General features: G+C 71.7%; 17 protein-coding genes. 10 read left to right on the top strand and 7 right to left on the bottom strand.

What is annotated here, in order from left to right; genetic code table 11:
• Positions 1 to 267: 267 nt before the first annotated feature.
• Positions 268 to 1,797, bottom strand: a complete 1,530-nt coding sequence (locus ACZZZB_RS05690) for a sugar transferase (protein WP_229939403.1) — start codon at positions 1,795 to 1,797, stop codon at positions 268 to 270.
• Positions 1,798 to 2,282: 485 nt separating this feature from the next.
• Between ACZZZB_RS05690 and ACZZZB_RS05685 the strand changes: the two genes are divergently transcribed.
• From ACZZZB_RS05685 to ACZZZB_RS05675, 3 genes are all read left to right on the top strand, one after another.
• Positions 2,283 to 2,768: a MarR family winged helix-turn-helix transcriptional regulator gene (locus tag ACZZZB_RS05685; RefSeq protein ID WP_207568238.1), complete on the top strand. Its 486-nt coding sequence runs from the start codon at positions 2,283 to 2,285 to the stop codon at positions 2,766 to 2,768.
• 354 nt (positions 2,769 to 3,122) lie between these two features.
• Positions 3,123 to 4,436, top strand: a complete 1,314-nt coding sequence (locus tag ACZZZB_RS05680) for a C40 family peptidase (RefSeq protein ID WP_133060005.1) — start codon at positions 3,123 to 3,125, stop codon at positions 4,434 to 4,436.
• A gap of 4 nt (positions 4,437 to 4,440) precedes the next feature.
• Complete coding sequence (locus tag ACZZZB_RS05675; protein ID WP_463529167.1) at positions 4,441 to 4,818, top strand: DUF1801 domain-containing protein; 378 nt, start codon at positions 4,441 to 4,443, stop codon at positions 4,816 to 4,818.
• 61 nt (positions 4,819 to 4,879) lie between these two features.
• Here the strand turns inward: ACZZZB_RS05675 and ACZZZB_RS05670 are convergent, their stop codons facing one another.
• The gene (locus tag ACZZZB_RS05670) at positions 4,880 to 8,989 is read right to left on the bottom strand and encodes a LamG-like jellyroll fold domain-containing protein (RefSeq protein WP_463529166.1); all 4,110 of its coding nucleotides are present in this window, start codon (positions 8,987 to 8,989) and stop codon (positions 4,880 to 4,882) included.
• A 253-nt stretch (positions 8,990 to 9,242) separates the two neighbouring features.
• Here ACZZZB_RS05670 and ACZZZB_RS05665 point away from each other — a divergent pair, with 253 nt between their 5' ends.
• A complete protein-coding gene (locus tag ACZZZB_RS05665; protein WP_229939405.1) occupies positions 9,243 to 10,445 on the top strand; it encodes an SLC13 family permease in 1,203 nt (400 codons plus the stop codon).
• Positions 10,446 to 10,529: 84 nt separating this feature from the next.
• On the opposite strand, the gene ACZZZB_RS05660 is transcribed toward ACZZZB_RS05665, so the two are convergent.
• A complete protein-coding gene (locus ACZZZB_RS05660) occupies positions 10,530 to 10,904 on the bottom strand; it encodes an iron chaperone (protein WP_137242265.1) in 375 nt (124 codons plus the stop codon).
• A gap of 91 nt (positions 10,905 to 10,995) precedes the next feature.
• The gene (locus ACZZZB_RS05655; protein WP_191940546.1) at positions 10,996 to 11,967 is read right to left on the bottom strand and encodes an NAD(P)/FAD-dependent oxidoreductase; all 972 of its coding nucleotides are present in this window, start codon (positions 11,965 to 11,967) and stop codon (positions 10,996 to 10,998) included.
• A gap of 109 nt (positions 11,968 to 12,076) precedes the next feature.
• Here ACZZZB_RS05655 and ACZZZB_RS05650 point away from each other — a divergent pair, with 109 nt between their 5' ends.
• The 4 genes from ACZZZB_RS05650 (at position 12,077) to ACZZZB_RS05635 (ending at position 14,282) form a co-directional block, all read left to right on the top strand.
• Complete coding sequence (locus ACZZZB_RS05650) at positions 12,077 to 12,688, top strand: helix-turn-helix domain-containing protein (protein WP_191940547.1); 612 nt, start codon at positions 12,077 to 12,079, stop codon at positions 12,686 to 12,688.
• Positions 12,685 to 13,113 (top strand): hypothetical protein, encoded by a 429-nt coding sequence (locus ACZZZB_RS05645; protein WP_463529165.1) that lies wholly within the window; start codon positions 12,685 to 12,687, stop codon positions 13,111 to 13,113. The genes ACZZZB_RS05650 and ACZZZB_RS05645 overlap by 4 nt, the downstream gene beginning before the upstream one ends.
• A gap of 40 nt (positions 13,114 to 13,153) precedes the next feature.
• Positions 13,154 to 13,669 (top strand): DUF427 domain-containing protein, encoded by a 516-nt coding sequence (locus ACZZZB_RS05640; protein WP_079705137.1) that lies wholly within the window; start codon positions 13,154 to 13,156, stop codon positions 13,667 to 13,669.
• Between the two features lie 124 nt (positions 13,670 to 13,793).
• Positions 13,794 to 14,282 (top strand): hypothetical protein, encoded by a 489-nt coding sequence (locus ACZZZB_RS05635; RefSeq protein WP_079705138.1) that lies wholly within the window; start codon positions 13,794 to 13,796, stop codon positions 14,280 to 14,282.
• A gap of 9 nt (positions 14,283 to 14,291) precedes the next feature.
• Here the strand turns inward: ACZZZB_RS05635 and ACZZZB_RS05630 are convergent, their stop codons facing one another.
• The 3 genes from ACZZZB_RS05630 to ACZZZB_RS05620 all read right to left on the bottom strand — a co-directional run bounded on the left by ACZZZB_RS05630 (position 14,292) and on the right by ACZZZB_RS05620 (position 17,260).
• Entirely contained in the window at positions 14,292 to 15,281 is a 990-nt protein-coding gene (locus ACZZZB_RS05630) for an MBL fold metallo-hydrolase (protein WP_463529164.1), read from the bottom strand.
• A gap of 224 nt (positions 15,282 to 15,505) precedes the next feature.
• Positions 15,506 to 16,411, bottom strand: coding sequence for a LysR family transcriptional regulator (locus ACZZZB_RS05625; RefSeq protein ID WP_191940551.1), 906 nt, complete (start codon positions 16,409 to 16,411; stop codon positions 15,506 to 15,508).
• A 99-nt stretch (positions 16,412 to 16,510) separates the two neighbouring features.
• On the bottom strand, positions 16,511 to 17,260 hold the full coding sequence (locus ACZZZB_RS05620; RefSeq protein WP_463529163.1) for an NRDE family protein: 750 nt from the start codon (positions 17,258 to 17,260) through the stop codon (positions 16,511 to 16,513).
• Between the two features lie 80 nt (positions 17,261 to 17,340).
• On the opposite strand from ACZZZB_RS05620, the gene coaBC reads away from it, so the two are divergent.
• On the top strand, positions 17,341 to 18,657 hold the full coding sequence (gene coaBC / locus ACZZZB_RS05615; protein WP_463529162.1) for a bifunctional phosphopantothenoylcysteine decarboxylase/phosphopantothenate--cysteine ligase CoaBC: 1,317 nt from the start codon (positions 17,341 to 17,343) through the stop codon (positions 18,655 to 18,657).
• Between the two features lie 19 nt (positions 18,658 to 18,676).
• Positions 18,677 to 19,969, top strand: a complete 1,293-nt coding sequence (locus ACZZZB_RS05610) for a peptidoglycan DD-metalloendopeptidase family protein (protein ID WP_463529161.1) — start codon at positions 18,677 to 18,679, stop codon at positions 19,967 to 19,969.
• The last annotated feature ends 6 nt before the right edge of the window (positions 19,970 to 19,975 follow it).

Genomic DNA, 19,975 nt, shown 5'->3' with positions numbered 1-19,975 from the left:
GGCGGAGCGTCCGTCGTCGGGAGATGACGGGACGGAGGCGCGGTCTGCTCGGGTAAGCGTCGCGTGTCTCGTCGCAGCTTCGGGTGCATGCGCGCGAGGGGCTTCATTGACCGGGCGGGTCCTCGACGGATTCGGGTGTCGAGAAGCCCACCGGTTCGCGGTGGTGATGACGACTGTACCGAAGTGTTGTCCCCTCTGGAAGGGGATTTGTCCTCTTTTTGCAGGACACCCCTCGCTTTGGGGGCATCACCGACAGAAGTCCTCGCATCAGTAGGCGCCGACCGGTTTCAACACGACCTTCACGGTCTGCCACATGATCATCAGGTCGCCCGTGATGGACCAGTTCTCCACGTAGTAGAGGTCGAGGCGGACGCTCTCGTCCCAGGTGAGGTCGGAGCGCCCCGAGACCTGCCACATGCCGGTCAGGCCCGGCTTGATGTGCAGGCGGCGGTGGACGTCCTTCTCGTACTCGGCGACCTCGTTGGCCAGCGGCGGCCGTGGGCCGACGAGGCTCATGTCCCCGGTCAGGATGTTCCACAGCTGGGGGAACTCGTCGAGGGAGTACTTGCGCAGGATGCGTCCGACGCGCGTGACCCGGGGGTCGTTCTTCATCTTGAAGAGCACGCCATTGCCCTCGCTCTGCGCCATCAGGGCGGGGAGTGCGGCTTCCGCGTCGGTGACCATCGAGCGGAACTTGAACATCGTGAACCGCTCGCCGTTCCGGCCCACGCGCTCCTGGCGGAAGAGGACGGGTCCCGGGCTGTCGAGCTTGACCGCGAGCGCGATGAGGGCCAGCAGCGGCGAGATGAGCAGCATCCCGAGGCTCGTGAGGCCGATGTCGAGCGCGCGCTTCATGAGGTGGTGACCACCCTCGAACTGCGGGATCTCCACGTGGATGAGCGGCAGCTCCTCGACGGGGCGGAAGTGGATGCGCGGGCCGGCCACGTCGGTGAGTCGGGCTGCGAGGACGAGCTCGGTTGCCGTCCCCTCGAGGTCCCAACCGAGGCGGCGGATGTACTCGCTGCCGCCGTCGACCGGCCCGGCGATGATGACCGCGTCGGCCGTCAGGTTGGCGGCGGCCTGGGCGACCCCGTCCACATGGGCGATGACCGGGACGGAGGTCCCACGACTGGAGAACGGCTCGGCCGTCTCCTCGTCGACCACGGCCGCACCGACGACGGTGTAGCTCATGCTGTGCTGCTTCGCGACCTGTTCGAGGACGTACGCGACGTCGTCACGCCGGCCGACGACGACCGTCCGTGCCGTGTACTCGCCGACGCGGCGGCGTCCGAGGAGCCACCGGCGCCACAGCCAGCGGGAGGCGAGGAGTGCCAGCGTGCCGGCGGGGAGCGCGAGGATGAAGTAGCCGCGGGCGATGTCGATCTTCAGGACGAGGAAGGCGATCGCGAGGATGCCGAAGGCGAACGCGCTGGCGTTCAGGACGCGCTTGTACTCGATGACTCCGGATCCGATGATGCGGCTGTCCCGGGTGCGGGTGACGGCGAGGACGGCGAGCCACACGAAGACGATGACCCCCGACAGCAGGACGTAGAGCTGCTGGGCCTCCGGTCCGACCGGCTCGTCACCGAATCGCACGACGAAGGCGGCCGACACGGCGAAGAGGGCGATGAGGCTGTCCGTCAGGACGAGCTGGCGGCGGTACCGCTTCGACCACTCGCGCTGCGTCAGGGACTTGACCGCGACGCTGGATTCGCCGGTGAGCGACGCCGCCCGACGACGCACGAGGGTGATGGGGCCGGTGATCGGGAACGGGTTGTCGTTCACGTCCGCGCTCATGCGCGGGCCGAACGGTCGGCGTGGAGCTCGGGGACTCCCGCGCCATGGGAGCGAGGGCTGGTGTGTCGGAAGGACCGACGGCGGTTCGGGTACGTCGTCATGGGGCTGCTATCCACTTGTGGGTTCGGGTGCGGTTCGGGTGCGCGATGCGCAAGGGCGGTTCGGGCCGCCCGCGGAGAACGCGACGTCGCTCGTGTGCCCACGACCGCCCGGTGCTACCGGTCGAGATGAGCGTCCCCCTTGGATGTCCTTCCACTGTATGAAGCGGGGGTCATCGACGGATCCCCCACTCCAGGGGGGCTCTCACCCCCAATGCTGGGGGTGAGAGCGCCCGTCGACGCGCGATTCCGTCGTCATCCGTCCGTGCGGCCGCAGTCGCCGCGAGCCGCGGGTCCCGGTGTCGGACGGGGGACAGCACCGGTCGGCGGCGTCGGGCGGGTCGTCGGTGGCGGCTCGGTGGCGGCCTCAGCGACTACATTGGTGCCATGGATGGAGCGCGCGCGACCGATGGCGTGATCGCCGACGCCGCCCGCGATCCCATGGCCGATTGGCCCACCGGACGCCTCCTGTCCACGGCCTCACGACTGATCGAGCACACCTGGCAGCAGGCCCTCGACGGCATCGGTGTCACCCACGCCGGCCTCATCGTCCTGCATCTGCTCGACAGCGGCCCCACCAGTCAGAAGGAGCTCGCCCGTCGAGCCCGGGTGCAGAACCAGACGATGTCCCGCACGCTCGACCGGCTCGAGCGGGCCGGGCACGTCGAGCGCATCGCCGCCGTCGACGACCGTCGTCGTCATGTGGTGAGTCGGACGCCTGCGGGCGACGAGGCGTGGTTGGCCGCGCACCGGCTCGAGGCGGACGTCTTCCCGGAGCTGCCCGACGAGTCGGCGTTGCGGTCGCAGTTGCTCGCGATCATCCGGTCCGGAGAGTCCGCGCGCTGGTCGCCCGAGGACGTCGAACCAGCCTGAGCGGTGCACGCACCCGTCCGTGGGTCGCACCCCGGTCCCTGGGCCGCACCCCGGTCCCTGAGCCGCACCCCGGTCCCTGGGCCGCACCCCGGTCACTGAGCCTGTCGAAGTGCCCTCGAGGAATCGTCGCGCGGCGGATGCGCCCGGCGCGGGCAGCCCTTCGACAGCCTCAGGCGGGCCCGTGCACATCGGGCCACCCCGCGGCACGCCCGTGACCCGTCCGGGGGGATCCGAGCTGGTGCTCCGGGGCCGGAGTGACTAGTGTGATCAAAGTTTCTATTGTGACTGTTGTGACAGGATGACGGCCGCGACCCGCCGAGGTCGCCGTGATCGTGTCGTCGGACTGGAGAAGTGATGACCCCCGCACGAACGCCTGGTGCGCAGCACGGCCGCCGCCGACCCTGGCTGGCGATGGCCCTCTCCGTGGGCGTCGTCACGGCGTCACTCACCCTCGGCGTGCTCCCGGCGCACGCGGACGACTACCCCAGCTGGGCGGACGTCGAGGCCGCCAAGTCGAGCGAGACCGCCAAGGCCGCCGAGATCACCAACATCACCGCGCTCATCGCCTCGCTCCAGCAGCAGTCTGACGCGGCCTTCCGAACGGCGCAGATCGCCGCTGAGGCCTACCGGCAGGCGCAGGACGCCGTGACCGAGGCGACCGCGCGCGAGTCGGCGCTCCGTGGGCAGGCCGAGGCGGCCGCCGCCGCCGCCAAGGTCTCGAAGCAACGTGCCGGCGCGCTCATCGCGCAGCTGTCGCGCGGTGGCGGCGGGGACGTCTCCCTCGACCTGGTGCTCGGTGCCGGCAAGTCCGACGACCTGCTGTCGAGGCTCTCCGTCATGGACAAGCTGGGGGAGCGGAACGCCGCGAGCTACGCCGAGGCGGTGACCGACCGCAACGCGGCGAGCGGTCTCACCGACCAGGCGGAGGTCGCGAAGACGGAACGCGAACGCCTCGAGGGCGAAGCGCAGACGAAGTACGACGAAGCGGAGAGCGCATCGGCGGCGGCATCGGCGGCGGTGGCGGCACAGGAGCAGCAGGCCGACCAGCTCTACGCCCAGCTCGCCTCACTGAAGAACACCACGGCGGAGACCGAGCGCGGCTACGCCGCCGGTGAGTCCGCCCGTCAGGCGGCGGAGGCCGCCGCAGCGGCCGCCGCGGCAGCGGCGGCGAACACCCCTCCCGCGTCCGGCGGCTCGTCCGGTGGTGGCGGGTCGAGCGGTGGCGGTGGCGGTGCATCCTCCGGTGGCGGTGCCTCCAGCGGTGGTGGCGGCGGTGCTCCCGTGGCTCCACCGAACTCCGCCGGCGTCGAGTCGGCGATCGCCTTCGCACTGGCCCAGGTCGGCAAGGGGTACCAGCTCGGCGGTTCCGGGCCGAACGTCTGGGATTGCTCGGGACTCACCCGCGCGGCCTACGGCAGCGGCATCGGGACGCACTCGGCGACCAACCAGTACTACACGATGCAGTCGCAGGGGCGCCTCGTGCCCTACAGCCAGAAGCAGCGCGGCGACCTCATCTTCTGGTCGAGCGGCTACGACTACTACCACGTCGCCATCTACCTGGGGAACGGTCAGATCGTCGAGGCCGCCAACGAGCGCGCGGGCACCCGTGTCGGCGGCATCTGGGGATCGGGCGACGTCGCCGCCTACGTCGGTCGCCCGACGGGTTGATCCCATGACCTCCGCCGATGTGGACGCCTACCTCGCCTCCCTGACGCACCAGCTGAAGCCGGCGGTGGTCCGTCTGCGCGAGGCGATCATGGCCTCGGACGAGGGCTTCTCGGAGCACCTCAAGTGGAAGGCGCCCAGCTTCGTCCACGGCGGCGAGGACCGCGTCACGTTCGCCCTGCACCCGGCGAACCGGATCCGCGTCATCCTGCACCGGGGTGTGCTCCGGCGGGACGACGTCGAGCACTTCCGGTTCGACGACCCGACTGGACTCGCAGTGTGGGCTGCGCCTGATCGCGGCGTCGTGACCTTCTCGAGCATCGAAGCGGCGGAGGCCGCCGAGCCGGCCCTCCTCGAGCTCATCGGGCGCTGGGTCCGGGCCTGACCTCTCCGATCGCGGATCGGGGATGGCGGCGGCGTGGTTCCGGGTGCGACCAGAGGCCGGACTAGCCGACCGGCAGCACGCGGAGGTCGCGGAACGAGACACTGGTCGCGGCCTGGGCGGAACCGGAGAGGTAGAAGCCGACCCCGACGACACCGGAGCCCTGCAGCGCCGCCGTGTCGTCGACCACGGCGAGCTGGAAGGCCGTGGGTTCGGTGTCGCCGGTCCAGGCCTTGGCCTCGATCGTCGTGCTCGTCGTACCGGTCGTCCTCGTCACGAGATGGATCTCGGTCCCCGCAGTGACCGCCGTCCCGGCCAGGTTCACCGCACTGATGGTGCTGCCGTTGCGCTGGACCTGGAGCTGGACGACCCCGGTCGCCTGGACCCAGGCGCGGGTGACGTAGCGGTCCGCGCCGATCTGCCGGGCGATGAGCGACACGAACTGTCCACCGCCGGTCGGCGCCTGGTCGAGTGAGAAGGTCACGGAGGTCTGCGCGGCGGCGACGGGGGTGGCAGCGAGGATCGCCGTCCGGGTCGCGCCCGGGGTCGCCGCGATCGTGCCACGGCCCGACGAGACGCCGAAGCCGGTCTTCCCACCCGTGAGAGTCCAGGTGCCGCCGACGGTCGCGTCACCCCAGCCGCTCGTGACGGTGCGGGCGAAGTCGTCGGAGACGAGCGGTGTCGGCTCGGCCGGCGTGGTCGGCTCCGACGGTTCGATCGGCGTGGTCGGCTCCGTGGGTTCGACCGGTGTCGTCGGCTCCGTCGGGGTCACCGGCTCCGTCGGTTCGACCGGAGTCGGGTCGGCGGGATCGGTCGGTTCAGGCGCGGTGGCGGCTGCCTCGCGTCCGCCGGCGGCGATCGCGTCGAAGCTGCCGACCGTGAAGGTCACCGGCCCGTTGGTCGCCGACCCGGACACATAGCCGGACAGTCCGACGCCGCCGGGTGCCTGCAGTGCGGCGTTGGTGTCCGAAGCCGTCACCTGCCAGTCAGCGGGTTCCGCGGCCGACCCTGCCCACACCTTGGCGCTGAGCGAGGTCACGCCGTCGACCGGGGCGCCGGCGACCGCGCGCAGGTGGAGGGCGTCGGCCGCGGCTGCGGTCAGTCCGTCGATCTTCTGCGAGACGAGCACGGTCGATCCGGACAGCAGCTGCAGACGGACGTCGTTCGCCGCGCGGTACCAGAGGCGTGCCGAGTAGGCGACGGAACCGACCTGACGGGTGATGACCGAGTAGTAGGCGCCACCTCCGTTCGCGATGACCGAGGGGGCCACATCGGTCAGCACGTCCGCCGAGGCCTCCGAGACGGCATTGAGGCGTGCGGTCCGCGTGCCCCCGGCGGGAGCCTGGATCGTGGCGGCCGAGCCGGAGACGGCGAACGCGGTCTTCCCGCCCGTGACCGTCCAGGTGCCACCGGTCGGGGCGTCGCCCCATGCGCTCGTCGCCGAGCGGTCGAAGGCGTCCGACGCGAAGAGTGTCGCCGTCGGCTCCGTCACGACCGGAGCGGTGGCCGTGACGGAGCGGGTCGCTGTCGCGGTCGCTCCGTCGTTGTCGGTCACCGTGAGGGAGACGGTGTAGTCGCCCGCCGCCGTATACGTGTGGCTCGCCGTGGCTCCCGCACCGGTCGCGCCGTCCCCGAAGTCCCAGGCGTACGCGGTGACGGTGCCGTCGGCGTCGGTCGAGGCGGTTCCGTCGACGGAGACGGTCAGGAGGTCTCCCGTCGCGGTGAAGGCAGCGGTGGGCGCCTGGTTCTCCGGCTCGGGCGCGATGCCGTCCGTGCCGACGGCATGGTGTGCGGCGAGCTGCGCGCCGGTGAGCGCCCGCGGGTATACCGCGACGTCGTCGAGCTTGCCGTCCAAGTGGTCGCTCGATGGTCGGTCGGGCCAGCCGGAGAGCGAGGTGCCGCCGACGGTCCAGTAGCCGCTGTAGTCCTGGCCCCGGACGGTCCCGGTGTCCTCGGCCTCGAGGACGCCGTCGATGTAGATCTGCTGGCCGGTGTTCCCGAGGACGGCGACCACGTGGTGCCACGCGCCGTCGTTGACCGCGCTGGTCGACGTGACGGTGCGCACGGTCCCCGGGTACAGGCCGAAGCGGACACGTCCGTCGTTGCCGAGGTAGACCAGTCGGTCGCGGTTGCCGGAGCCGAGCGCAGTGCCGTTGGAGGCACCGATGATCGGCCCGCCCGACGTGGTCGTCGTCTGGACCCACGCCTCGAGGGTGAAGCGGTTGGTGAACGGTTCGGTGGTCGCCGTCACGCCCCGCGCGTCCCCGCCGAAGGCCGTGGACGTGCCGCTGCCGTCGGACTCCGCTCCGGCCTGGCCGCGCGCGAGGGTCGTGCCGGTCAGCTGCAGGTCGCCGCCGCCCGCCCAGTCGCCGCCGGTGGTGCCGGACGCCTCGTTGAGGGACCAGTAGTGGGACGGGCTGTCCGCGAGGACGGTGCGGTCCAGGTCGGTGGACGCGATGGGAGCGCCGTCCGTGGCCGTGAACGACACGTTGTCACCCCAGGCGGTGTTGCCCGTCGCATCGGTCGTCTTCACCCGGTACGAGTAGCTCCGCCCAGGGGTCAACCCCTGGTCGACGAAGGTCAGATCCGGCTTGTCCCAGAACGAGGAGGCCGCGTTGACCGTGAACACGGGTGCGGTGGTCGCGTTGTCTCGGATGACGTCGTACCGGAGCACGGCGTTGTCGCGGTCCTCGTTGGAGGGCCAGGTGACCTTCGCGGCGCCGCCACCGACGGCGGTGACGCGCGGGGTCATCTTCGAACCCCCGAGCTGCGGGCCCTGCGCGTTCGTCGAGGCCGCACGGGTGGCGAACCGGGCGAGGCCCTGCTGAGGAGCGCCGTTGACCGTGGTGAACTCGCCGGCGTAGAGCACGTAGTCGCCGCCGGCGGTGACGTCCCACGGACCCTGGTTCAGTCCGGTGAAGGTGCCGGCGTTCATGTCCGGGAACCAGTGCAGCAGCTGCGTGGCCGGGTTGCCCTCGAAGTTGCCGTAGGTCCAGCCACCGGGCGGCGTGTTGTGGGCGACCCGGCCGACGCTCTGCTTCGAGAAGGCGACGGCGCGGTGGTACCCGTCCGAGTTCGGGAATCCGCCGGTGTTGTCGCAGGCGTGCGCATGACCCGCGGTGTAGACGACGTCGCCGACGACCTGCACGGAGTAGCTGTCGCCGTGGCAGTCCGCCAGCCAGTCGAGGCCGCCGTCCGACCAGCGCATCCGGAACGTGCCCTCGGTGGCCTTCCCACCCTGGCTGTGCTGGTAGCCGACGCCGTAGACGCTGTCGGCATCGGAGGAGAGCGAGAAGACGGACGACTTCGTCCCACCGTTGCGAATGATGGAGTTCGCGGCCCACGGGAGGATCCCACCGGTGTCGCCGCTGACGGCACCCATGCCGAGCCCGGGTTCGGTCGATCCGCCGATCGAGGTGAATCCGCCGCCGAGGACGACCTTCGACCCGTCCGGCGACACGACGATCGCCTTGACCGAGCCACCCAGCACCGACGGGTTCCACGGCTGCAGTGCCGCGTTCGTGGCGTTGAGCGCAGCTCCGCGGAGCCGTTCGGTCTTCTGGACCGAGGTGAAGATGCCGCCCAGGTAGACGCTGCCGGACGTCACCGCGATGGACTCGACCGTCGCATTGACGGTCGGCGCGAAGGTCGAGACGAGGGTCATCGACGGGAGGGAGAACGCGGCGACGCGGTAGCGGGTCGAGCCGTCCACCTTCGTGAAGGAACCCGCGACGTAGAGCCGGGACTGGTCCGGGGAGACGGCCATGGCCCGGATCTGGCCGTCGAACGACGTCGTGATGTCGGTGCGCAACCCACCGGTCGCGAGGTCGTAGGCGAGGAAGTTGGAGCGCGGGACGGTCCCGACGCCGACGGCGGCGCCGGCCGGGCGGGCGGTGGTGAACTGGCCACCGACGAACACCGTCCCGCCCGCGACGACCTGGTCCCAGACGACGCCGTCGATCTGGGGCGTCGGCAGGGCGTCGGCGGTCACGGTGGTCGGGGTGAGCGGGTTCGCCGGGTCGACCGGTGCGCTGTCGGCGACTGCGGCGGTGGCCGGGACCAGTGCCCCGACGAGCAGCGCCGCCGTCGCGACCGATCCGGCGAGGGCGGTGGCCCAGCGCCTCGTCAGGGACGTCCGCGGATCGTCGGCTCGCTCGGTTCGCAGTCGACCCACGGTGTTCCCCTTTGTTCCGGTGATGATGGCGCACCGGAAGCGTGGGCGGCCAGAGCACCACGCATCTGCTTCGGCACGTCTTTCGATGCTCTCAGCCCGTCGCCGCGGTTCCAAGGCTGCTGATGCCCCCAGTTCGGGGCGACCTCGCAGCCGATCTGCTGCCGTCCCGACGGCGATCGCCGCAACGGCCGTCGTATGATCGACTGCCGAGCGGGCGACAGCGCACCGACGGACCGGTGGTGAAGGAGGCCTCGTGCGCAGTGCCGTGCTCGGCGTCGTGCTGCTCGTCATCGGGACGATCGCGATCCTCACCGGTGTCCTCCCCGCCCCGGAGGCACTCGGCATCGCCGACCGCGTCTGGCCGATCCTCCTGTTCGTCGTCGCGATCACCGTCGTCGCCGAACTCGCTGCGGACGCCGGCCTGTTCACCCTCGTCGCCTCGCGGCTCGTGCGCTGGGGTCGGGGGAGCACCTGGTTGCTCTGGCTGCTCGTCGTCGCGCTGGCAACGCTCAGCACCGTCTTCCTCTCGCTCGACACCACGGCCGTCCTCCTGACGCCGGTCGTCATCACCCTCGCCCGGCACGCCGGGCTGTCGCCGGTGCCGTTCGCCCTGACCACCGTCTGGCTGGCGTGCACGGCGTCGCTGTTGTTGCCGGTGTCGAACCTCACCAACCTCCTCGCGGAGCACGCGATCGACGAGGCCGCCACGGCGTCGGGTGGCGGCCCGCTCGGCCCCGGCGGATTCGCAGCGCTCATGGTCGTCCCGGCGATCATCGCGGTCGTGGTCCCGTGCGTGGTCCTCGCGATCGTGTACCGCCGCCAGCTCGCCGGTGCCTACACGGTGGATGTGGAGGCGCAGGACGACGACCGGGTGTTGCTGTGGACGTCCGGTCTCGTGGTGCTCGTGCTCCTGCCGCTGCTGGTGTCCGGTATCCCGGTGTGGATGTCTGCGGTCGGTGCGGCGGTGATCCTCGTCGTCGTGTTCCTCATCCGGCGTCCGGCGGCGCTGCGTCCGGCGCTCGTCCCGTGGCAGCTCGTCCTGCTCGCCTCAGGACTGTTCCTCGTGGTGGAGGCGGCTCACGCCCTCGGACTCGCGCGGGCGCTCGCGTCCATCGCGGGGACCGGCGACTCGCTCCTGGCGCTCCTGCAGCTGGCGGGGGTCGGCATGGCGAGTGCCAACCTCGTCGACAACCTCCCGGCGTACCTCGCCCTCGAGCCGGTGGCCGGCGACCCCGTGCGCTTCGCCGCCCTGCTCATCGGCGTGAACGCGGGCGCGCTCATCACCCCGTGGGCGGCGCTCGCGACGCTGCTCTGGCACGCGCGGCTCACCGCGGCGGACGTCGAGTTCGGTTGGGGCCGGTTCATCGCGCTCGGCTTCGTGGTCGCCCCGCTGACGGTGGCCCTCGCCACCGTCGGGCTCTGGCTGGCCCAGGGTGCCGGCGCGGTCCTCCCGTGACTTCCCAGAGCACCCCTCCCCGGTCCCTGAGCACCCTTCCCCGGTCCCTGAGCCTGTCGAAGGGCGGCGACGCGTCGCGCTCGCTCAGTGCTCGTGGCGTGCGTCCGCCGCCCGGCGCCGCTCCAACAGCTCCGTGACGATCCGGTCGATGAGCTCGAAGGGGATCGGCCGGCTGAACGGGAACTGCAGCGTGTCCTTCGCCGCCCGGTAGTCGGCGACGGCGTTCTGCAAGGGGCCGTCGAACGGCGGGATCGAGTACAGGGCGATGTGGTGTTTCCAGGCGCCGAGGTACAGCAGGTAGCGGTCGTCGAGCATGAAGGTCGGCATGCCGTACCGGATGGCCTCGGTGACTCCAGGCACAATGCGGTGGACGCGGAGTCGGATCTCCTCGATGGCGTCCGCGGCGTCGGTGGGTTGCGTGGCGAGGTAGTCGTCGATCGTGGTGGGTGCACCCGGCATGTCTCTCCTCGTCGGAACGGAGACGGCACGGGAGCCGCTGCCCCCGTGCCGTCATCGTCCCATGTCCGCGTGCTGGGCGACAGTGGTGGTTCTACCGCTTCGCGAGGGCTCGGCGCACGTCCTCCTGGACGAGGTCGGCGTTCATGATCGCGCCGGCCATCGATCCGGCGGCCGCCGCCTGCAGGACCTGGGTGCGCAGGTTGGTGACGTCTCCGGCCGCCCAGACACCCGGCACCGAGGTGGCGCCCAGCTCGTCGACGCCGATCGCGTCGCCGAACTCGGCCCCGCGCGGGTGCGGTCGCGTGTGGAGCCCGAGACCGGTGAACGCCTCGGCGCGCACCCGGTTGACCGGGGCCACGGCCAGCGCCTCGACGGGGACGGTGCGGCCGTCGTCCAGGCGTACGCCGACGAGCCGGTCGTCGGCGATCTCGAGCCGCTCCACGACGCCGTCGACCACCTCGATGCCCCGTGCCGCGAACGCCGCCTCCTGCTCCGGCGTGAAGGCGCCCGCGGTGTTGCGGAGCACGACGACCCGGTCGCTCAGCTGCCGGAACAGCTGCGCCTGGTGGGCTGCGGCCTCCGCGTTCGTGCCGAGGACACCGATCACGCGGTCCTGGACCTCCCACCCGTGGCAGTAGGGGCAGTGGAGGGCGTCGCGGCCGAACCGCTCCCAGAGGCCGGGAATGGGCGGGAGCTCGTCGGCGGTGCCGGTGGCGATGAGGAGGCGGCGGCCCCGGACGATCGCGCCGTCCGCCGTCGTCAGGATGAACCCGTCGTCGTCGCGCCCGGCATCGACGACCTGGCCGTCGACGATGCGGACGCCGTACGACACCACCTCCGCTCGGCCGAGGCGCAGGAGCTCACGAGGCGGGGTGCCCTCGCGGGTCAGGAAGCCGTGCACGCCGTCGGCGGGTGCGTTCCGCGGTTCGCCGCCGTCGACGACGATCACGGATCGTCGTGATCGTCCGAGCATGATGGCTGCGCTGAGCCCTGCGGCGCCACCGCCGACGATGACGGCGTCGACGAGGTCGGTGCTGGTTGCTGGGGTGACGGGGGTGCTCATGGATCGTTCCGTTCGGTCGACGTGCTGGGAGGTGTCCAGGGTGCGCCGACCGGTGCCGAAGTGGCAAGAAGACTTGCCGAAGCGGCAACGTGGGAGCGAGAATCGACCCATGGCGCATGCACACGACGAGCAACGGTCCATCGACGGCGTGCTGGATGCTGTCGGGCCGAGGCTGCGAGCCATCCGGCAGCATCGTGGCACCACCCTCGCCGCGCTGTCGGCCGAGACGGGCATCTCGGTCTCCACCCTCTCCCGGCTCGAGTCCGGCCAGCGCCGACCGAACCTCGAGCTGCTCCTGCCACTCGCCAAGGCGCACCAGGTGCCCCTGGACGACCTCGTCGGTGCTCCGCAGACGGGTGATCCCCGCGTCCACCTGAAGCCCGTCCAGCGGTACGGCCAGACGATCGTGCCGCTGACGCGTCGATCGGGCGGCCTCCACGCGTTCAAGAGCATCATCCACGGCGGCGACGGTCCGCAGACGCCCGAGACACAGAAGGTCCACGAGGGATACGAGTGGCTCTACGTCCTCAACGGTCGGTTGCGGCTCCTCCTCGGCGACCAGGACATCGTGCTCACGGCGGGGGAGGTCGCCGAGTTCGACACGCGCGTCCCGCACTGGTTCGGCCGGGCAGAGGCCGGAGCGGTGGAGTTCCTCAGCCTGTTCGGCAAGCAGGGCGAACGGATGCACGTCCGCGCGACGTCGACGAGGAGGAGCGCATGATCGGACACGATGACGAGGAGGGTGCCCGCCCACCCGAGGACGGCCGGCCGTTCGCGGAGCAGGTCCTCGAACGCCGCGGGTTCGCGATCACGGCAGCCCTGTTCGTGATGCTCGGAGGGCTCGTCGTGCCGTTCGTCGGCTGGGTGGCCGGCATGGTCATGCTGTGGCGGTCGCGCGCCTGGACGACCAAGCAGAAGGTCTGGGCCACCGGCGGACCGATCCTCGCGAGTGCCGCGGTGCTGCTCGTCCTGGCCCTCCTGACCGCGAACGGGAAGTCGACGGACGCCGGCGTCGGTGGCTCCCCGGTGGTCCCCGTCATGTACGACCTCGGGTCGACGGCCGTCGTGCTGCTGCTGATCGGGTACGCCGCGGCCGGCACCTGGTTGCTCTGGCTGGCGCTCCGGCCCGTGGACCGACGCGCCTGATTCGCGGTCGTCGCTCAGGTGGACCGGGCAGAGTGGGGAGATGCCCGACTCCTCGCGATTCCGCCGCCCCCTGCCCGTCCAGCCCGGACCCGGTGAGGAGTCCGTCTGGGAGTACCCGCGTCCGCCGCGGGTCGAGCCGCGCGACGAGCGCGTCGTGATCCGGTTCGGCGGCACGGTCATCGCGGAGTCCACGGCCGCGGTCCGGGTCCTGGAGACGAGTCACCCGCCGGTGTACTACGTCCCGGCGGCGGACTTCTCGCCGGGGGTCCTGGTGCCGGTCGACGGGACGACCATGTGCGAGTTCAAGGGCGAGGCCCACTACCTCGACGTACGGGTGGGCGACGCGGTCGCCGGTGCCGCCGCGTGGACCTACCCCGATCCACGCCCGGGATACGCGCCGCTGTTCGGCATGATCGCCGTCTATCCGGGACGCATGGACGCCTGCGAGGTCGACGGGGTGCCGGTGCAGGCGCAGGAGGGCGACTTCTACGGCGGATGGATCACGCCGGGGATCGTCGGGCCGTTCAAGGGCGCCCCGGGCACGCGCGGCTGGTAGCGGACGCCGCAGTCTTACACCCGCTCCTCCTTCGCGCGCAACGCCCTGGAGCACCACGCACCCTCGTGCCACGCTGAGCGCCAAGCGCCGTCGACGACGAGGCGCGCAGGAGGTGGTCCAGGCCATGGACGTGTTCGATGAAGCAGCGGACCCGGGTTGGTCCCTCCTCCGTGTGGTCCCGCTGTTCGGCCTCGCCGTCAGCGTCGGAGCGGTCGCCGGAGCGGCCCTTGCGGCCGGTGCAGAGCTCTTCGGGACGGTCGGGACCGTCTCGGTGCATCCGGCCGATCTCGGCGGGATCGCCGTCCTCGTCGGTGGACTCGTCGGAGGGATGCTTGCCGCCGTCGGGGCGGTCGGTGCGCTGCTGGCGCTCGGCATCCTCGACCACTGGGGCGAGCGCGGCCCGGTCCACCGGGCTTGGATCGCCGGTGGCGGTGCGGCCTTCCTCGTCCTGATCGTCGGCGGCCTCATCGCCGCACCCATCGGACTCGCCTCGACGATCGGGGTCGTCGTGTTCGCGGTGCTCGCCGCCGGGGTGGCGGCCGGCGGTGGGCTCTACGCCTTCGAACGGGCGCTGGCGCGTCGTCGATCCGGGTGGGCCGGCCTCAGCCGGTAGCGCGGACGGTCAGCCTGCGAGCTGCTGGAGGCGCGCCCGGTGCCAGTCGGTCTGCGTGAGGGCCGAGACGCGGAGGAGACCGGTCAGCGCGTCCCATCCGGCCGACCAGCCGATGCCGGAGGCGATGGTCCACACGCTCGCGTCGGGGTCGTCCGCGAGGACGGCGCGCACCTCGTCGGCTCGCCGCAGATGGTGCGCGGCCAGCTCGTCGCAGCGGTCCGCGAGTCCCGTGAACCGGAAGCCGTGTCCGGGGATCACCTGATCGCCGTCGTAGCCGCGGACGCGGTCGAGCGAGGACAGATAGGCCGTCACCGGGTTCTCGGAGGTGCGCGCCCCGAGCCCGAGGCCGGAGAAGATCGTCGGCAGCACGTGGTCGCCCGTGAACAGGTAGCCGCGGTCCTCATCGCGCAGGGTGAGGTGGCCCGTCGTGTGGCCGGGTGTGTGCAGGACCCTGATCGAGCGACCGGGGAGCGTCAGCAGCTCGCCGTCCTCGAGCGTCCGGTCCGCGCGGGTGTCGCCGAGGTGCCCGGCGGGTGCCGTCGCACCAGTGGCCCAGGGGCGCACGGTCGTGTCGTCCGCCGGGACGCCCCACTCGTCCAACGCCACAGCGAGGTCGGCCGGGCCGGGCGGCGTCGAGCCGGCAGCCTCGTCTTCGAGACGGTGCATGAGGACGGGTGCGGCGAGTTCGTCGCGGAGGGCGCCGGCGAGGCCCAGGTGATCGGGGTGCAGGTGGGTCACGACGACACCCGTGAGCGTCGTCACGCCGATGCCGCGGAGCTCCCGCAACAGGTGCTCGCGGCCCTCGGGGGTGTCGGTTCCGGGGTCGACGACGATCGCGCGACCGTCGGTGCCGAAGAGGACCGAGCAGAGGGTGAAGGGATTGCCGGGGTCGCCGGTCGGGACGGCGATGACGACCGTGTCGGCGTCGAGGTGTTCCGTCGCAGGGATCCTGCCGTCGCGGAAGGCGGCAGCCTGGGACTCGCTCGATGAGGTGATCATGGTGCTGCTCCGGGTGGTTGTCGGGGGACGGACCAACCCTAGTCGTGGGGCCCGTCGAGTTCAGTACGATGGGTGCATGACCGTCAACGACATCCTCATCGGCGTGATCGCCTTCATCACCGTCTTCGGCGGCATCGGCCTGGTCGGGGCGCTCGTCGCGATGTCCAAGTCCGGCTACCACGGCTGATCCTCCCCGCAGGAGGCTTGGCCGGTTCCGCGGTGGCTCAGCGGGCGACGGCTTCGTCCGTGGCCCGCTGCACCGCTGCGAGCGCTGCCGCGACGGCCGAACGCTGCAGTGAGCCCTTCCGCGCCGTCGCGACGATCTTCCGCTCGCTCATCCCGGCGATGGGCTTCCGCACGACGTCCGTCCGCGAGCCGATCGCGATGTCCGGGAGGACGGCGATCGACAGCCCGGCCGCCACGTGGTCGATGACGACCTCGTAGCTCGTGAACCGTCCGGCCACCCTCGGCTCGAACCCCGCGCGACGACAGATCAGCGGGACGAGTTCGCCGAGGTAGGTGCCCGGTGCGTCGAGGGCCCACGACTCCGTCTGCAGCTCACTGAAGGTGACCTGCTCCTGCGCGGCCAGTCGGTGGTCGAGCGGCGCGATGAGCAGGAGCGGGTCGGTGGTCAGCGGCACGCTGTGCACGGAGGGGTCGAGGAGGAACCCGTCCTCCTGATCGACGGTGATCACGACGTCGCAGGTGCCCCGCTGGACGGCGGTGGTGCTCTCGTGCGGTTCGACCTCGATGAGTTCGACCTCGAGGCGTGGGTACTGCCGCGCCAGGGAGCGCGCGGCGGGGATGAGGATTGGGGCGATGACGCTCGCGAACCCGGCGATGCGGAACCGACCGGACGGCTCGGACTCGACCTCGGCCAGTTCGACCTCGATGGCGTCCATCTGCGCGAGCAGGGCCCGAGCGCGTTCGACGAGCAGCGCACCGGTCGGCGTCAGGGTGAGCGTCCGGCCGCGTCGTTCCAGGAGCGCGGCGCCGGTCTCGGCCTCGAGCACGGAGAGCTGCTGCGAGACGGTCGAGGGGCTGAGGTCGAGCTCACGGCCGACGGCGCGGATCGTACCGAGGCGGTCGAACGCCTCGAGCAGTCGCAGTCGCACGGGGTTCAGGGCCATGCTGCAACAGTATCGAGCGCGCCAGGGCGCCCTCCACACGGGTGGCAGTCCGATCCGGGTCCCGTGGCTCCCGGAGGGTGACGACCGTCGCCGTCCGGGTCACTCCCAGACGAGCTCTTCCGGCAGATGGCCGGGCTCGGCGAGTCGGGCGTTCCGGAGCACCGCGCCGTCGGGGCCGAGCGAGAGTGCCGTCACCGAGAGCGAGGCGAGGCGCAGGCAGTCATGGTCGTCGATGCGGACGATCGCCTCGTCGGCATCGGCGGGGACGGTCGTCGTGGAGCGCAACGTGCGCAGCCACGGCTCCCAGGACGCGGCCGTCGCACCGTCCAGCGGACCGATGGGCGACGGGACGTCGAGGAAGGCCGGCCGCCACCGGTGGACCCGTGGGACGTCGAGGTGGTCGGGGCCCTCGTGCGTCACGAGGTGGAGACCGGGTGCGACGTCGATCGACCGGAGCGAGGTGCCGTCCCAGCTCGTCACGGCGACGCGATCAGGACGCAGCTCCACGAGGTTCCAGGATCGGGCGCTGCGGGCGTCGTCCGCATCGACGCCGGTCGTGACGGCTTCCAGCGGCAGGACGCCTCGCGAGGTCCACCCGGCGGCGGGCATGTCGAGGTCCTCGCGTCGGTTGAGGACCACCGCCGCCCGTGGGCCGCCCGGGGCATCGTCGTTCGTCGCCAGCCACGCGCCGCCCGCTTCGCGGTCGTGGATGCCGCGGACGCTGTCACCGAGTCCGGGCCACCACGCGCCTGGGGGGTCCCAGGCGCGCCCCGGCTGCTCGTCTCGCAGCCCGAGCACGGCGATCGGCCACGCGCGCCCCGGCTCGAAGTCGATGATCACGGTGCACACGCTGGTTCCTCCTCGGCCGGCCGGACTAGGACAGACTAGACGAGGACCCGGCGCGGGAGCGCCGGAAGCGAGGAGGCGGCATGGGCGTGCAGGACGCATCGCGGGAGGCGGCAGGGCGCACGGTCGTCGTCGGGATCACGGGCGGGATCGCCGCCTACAAGGCGGTCGGCGTCGTCCGCGGGTTCGTCCTCGCGGGATTCGACGTCCACGTCGTGCCGACCGAGAACGCACTGCGGTTCGTCGGCCTGCCGACCCTCGAGGCGATCAGCCGGAACCCCGTCACGACTTCGCTGTACGACGGCGTCGCCGAAGTCCGGCACGTCGCCCTCGGGCAGCGTGCCGAGCTCATCGTCGTGGCGCCGACGACGGCCAACACCCTCGCGAAACTCGCTGCGGGCCTCTCCGACGACCTCCTCGGCACCACCATCCTGGCCAGCCGGGCACCGGTCCTGCTGGCACCGGCGATGCACACCGAGATGTGGCAGCACCCGGCGACGACGGCGAACGTCGCCCTCCTGCGATCGCGCGGGGTGGCCGTCATCGGGCCGGCGCACGGTGCGCTGACGGGCGGCGACACGGGGCCGGGACGCATGAGCGAGCCCGACGACATCGTGGCCGCGGGCTTGGCACTGCTCGCCGGACGCACCGGCGGAACGGACGCGGACCCGGCCGACCTGCGGGCCGAGCGCGTCGTCGTCTCGGCCGGCGGCACCCGTGAGCCGCTCGACCCGGTGCGGTTCCTCGGGAACCGGTCGAGCGGTCGGCAGGGGCTCGCCATCGCGCAGGCCGCCGCCGAGCGCGGGGCCGACGTGGTGCTCGTCGCGGCGCACCTCGACGCCGATGTCGCGGCCGCAGCGGTTGCGGTCGACGGTCTGCGGGTCGTCCCGGTCGGCACCGCAGCGGAACTCGCAGCGGTCATGGAAGACGAGGCGGCCGACGCGACGCTCGTGGTCATGGCGGCCGCCGTGGCCGACTACCGTGCCGCCGAGATCGCCGAACGGAAGATCAAGAAGGACGACACCGGCGACGAGCTCACCCTGCGACTCGTCCGCAACCCCGACGTGCTCGCCGGGCTCGCCGCGGCCCGGGTGCCGGGACGACTGGTCGTCGGGTTCGCTGCGGAGACCGCCGCCGACCGCGAGGAGTTGTTGGCCCTCGGCCGAGCCAAGGCGGCACGCAAGGGCGCCGACCTCCTCGTGCTCAATCGTGTGGGGTGGACGGACGGCTTCGGTACGCCCGACAACGAGGTCGTCGTGATCGACGGCGCCGGCGAGGTGGTCGGTGAGGCGAACGGATCGAAGCGCAGCATCGCCGACCGGCTGCTCGACCTCGTGCTCTCCCACCGGGCGGCGCCGGTTCGTTCAGAGGCGGGCGAGCCTCCCCCCGAACGGGGCTGACCACTGCCAGGATGGCAGCATGCCACGCCTCCGTCCCGCGCGCCGTCGCGCCTCCATCGCCGCGGCCCTCGCCGGAGTCATCGTCCTCTCGATGGGTCTCGCGCAGCCGGCCGCCGCTGCGGAGTACCCCAGCTGGGAGGACGTCGAGGCGGCCCGCTCGAGCGAGTCCTCGAAGCAGTCGACCATCGGTCAGATCGAAGGGCTCGTCCAGCAGCTGAAGACCGCTGCGGCGCTCGCCGAAGCTGAGGCCGTCCTCCGTGCCGACGAGTACGAGGCCGCTCAGCTGGCCGTCGACGAGGCGAGCTACCGTGCCGTCTCGCTCCGCGAGCAGGCCGTGGCCGCGACGACCGCGGCAGAGGCCTCCAAACGCCAGGCCGGCGCGCTCGTCGCCGCGTGGTTGCGGTCGGGGAACGTCGACCTCAGTACCGCCGCATTCCTCGACGGCCAGGAGCCGGAGTCGCTCCTCGGGCGCTTGAGCACGATCACGAAGCTCAGCGAGTCCACGGACGGCACCTACGACCGGGCGAGGACCGATGCGAACACGGCGTCGCTGCTCACCGAGCAGGCGACCATCGCCGAGGCCGCCCTCGGCGAGCTCGCCGCGGCAGCCGAGACCGCGCTCGGAGATGCGGTCGCAGCCCGTGCCGACGCCGAGACCGCCGTGTCCGAGCAGCAGGAGTACCTCGCGACGCTCGAGGCCCAGCTCGTGGTCCTCAAGGAGAACCGCGCAGCCACCGAGGCCGACTACCGCAAGGGTGAGGAAGTGAAGGCGGCTGCCGCCGCCGCTGCTGCAGCCGCGGCGGCTGCCGCTGAGGCTGCACGGGCGGCTGCCGAGGCCGCTGCGAACGCCGGCGGTGGCGGCGGCGGCGGAGGCGGCGGCGGTGCCTCGGGTGCCGTCGGGAGCCAGGGGTGGGCCCTGCCGATCTCCGGCCGGATCACCGACAACTACGGACCGCGACCCGGTCGCCCCGTGCCCGGCGTCAACCCGTTCCACTCGGGCACCGACATCGGAGCGGGTTGCGGGCGAGCGGTCTACGCCGCGAACGCCGGCACCGTGGTCTACGCCGGCTGGCTCGGCACCTACGGCAACTGGGTCCTCGTCGACCACGGTGGCGGCGTCATGACCGGGTACGCGCACAACAGCAGCATCCTCGTCGGCGAGGGGCAGTGGGTGTCCGCCGGTCAGAACATCTCGCTCGTCGGGACGACGGGTGCCTCGACCGGATGCCACGTGCACTTTGAGGTCAGGATCGGCGGCTCGCGCGTCGATGCCGTCCCGTTCATGGCTGACCGGGGCATCCGCCTGGGCTGAGCGGCG

This window comes from Plantibacter sp. AC185 (genome assembly GCF_979258065.1).
The sequence above is the reverse complement of the archived record's forward strand: the minus strand, read 5'-3'. Positions and strand labels throughout refer to the sequence as shown.

Coding starts and splice junctions, on each gene's coding strand:
- ACZZZB_RS05690 (WP_229939403.1), bottom strand. CDS start 1,797: ATGAGCGCGGACGTGAACGACAACCCGTTCCCGATCACCGGCCCCATC.
- ACZZZB_RS05685 (WP_207568238.1), top strand. CDS start 2,283: ATGGATGGAGCGCGCGCGACCGATGGCGTGATCGCCGACGCCGCCCGC.
- ACZZZB_RS05680 (WP_133060005.1), top strand. CDS start 3,123: ATGACCCCCGCACGAACGCCTGGTGCGCAGCACGGCCGCCGCCGACCC.
- ACZZZB_RS05675 (WP_463529167.1), top strand. CDS start 4,441: ATGACCTCCGCCGATGTGGACGCCTACCTCGCCTCCCTGACGCACCAG.
- ACZZZB_RS05660 (WP_137242265.1), bottom strand. CDS start 10,904: ATGCCGGGTGCACCCACCACGATCGACGACTACCTCGCCACGCAACCC.
- ACZZZB_RS05655 (WP_191940546.1), bottom strand. CDS start 11,967: ATGAGCACCCCCGTCACCCCAGCAACCAGCACCGACCTCGTCGACGCC.
- ACZZZB_RS05650 (WP_191940547.1), top strand. CDS start 12,077: ATGGCGCATGCACACGACGAGCAACGGTCCATCGACGGCGTGCTGGAT.
- ACZZZB_RS05645 (WP_463529165.1), top strand. CDS start 12,685: ATGATCGGACACGATGACGAGGAGGGTGCCCGCCCACCCGAGGACGGC.
- ACZZZB_RS05640 (WP_079705137.1), top strand. CDS start 13,154: ATGCCCGACTCCTCGCGATTCCGCCGCCCCCTGCCCGTCCAGCCCGGA.
- ACZZZB_RS05635 (WP_079705138.1), top strand. CDS start 13,794: ATGGACGTGTTCGATGAAGCAGCGGACCCGGGTTGGTCCCTCCTCCGT.
- ACZZZB_RS05630 (WP_463529164.1), bottom strand. CDS start 15,281: ATGATCACCTCATCGAGCGAGTCCCAGGCTGCCGCCTTCCGCGACGGC.
- ACZZZB_RS05625 (WP_191940551.1), bottom strand. CDS start 16,411: ATGGCCCTGAACCCCGTGCGACTGCGACTGCTCGAGGCGTTCGACCGC.
- coaBC (WP_463529162.1), top strand. CDS start 17,341: ATGGGCGTGCAGGACGCATCGCGGGAGGCGGCAGGGCGCACGGTCGTC.
- ACZZZB_RS05610 (WP_463529161.1), top strand. CDS start 18,677: ATGCCACGCCTCCGTCCCGCGCGCCGTCGCGCCTCCATCGCCGCGGCC.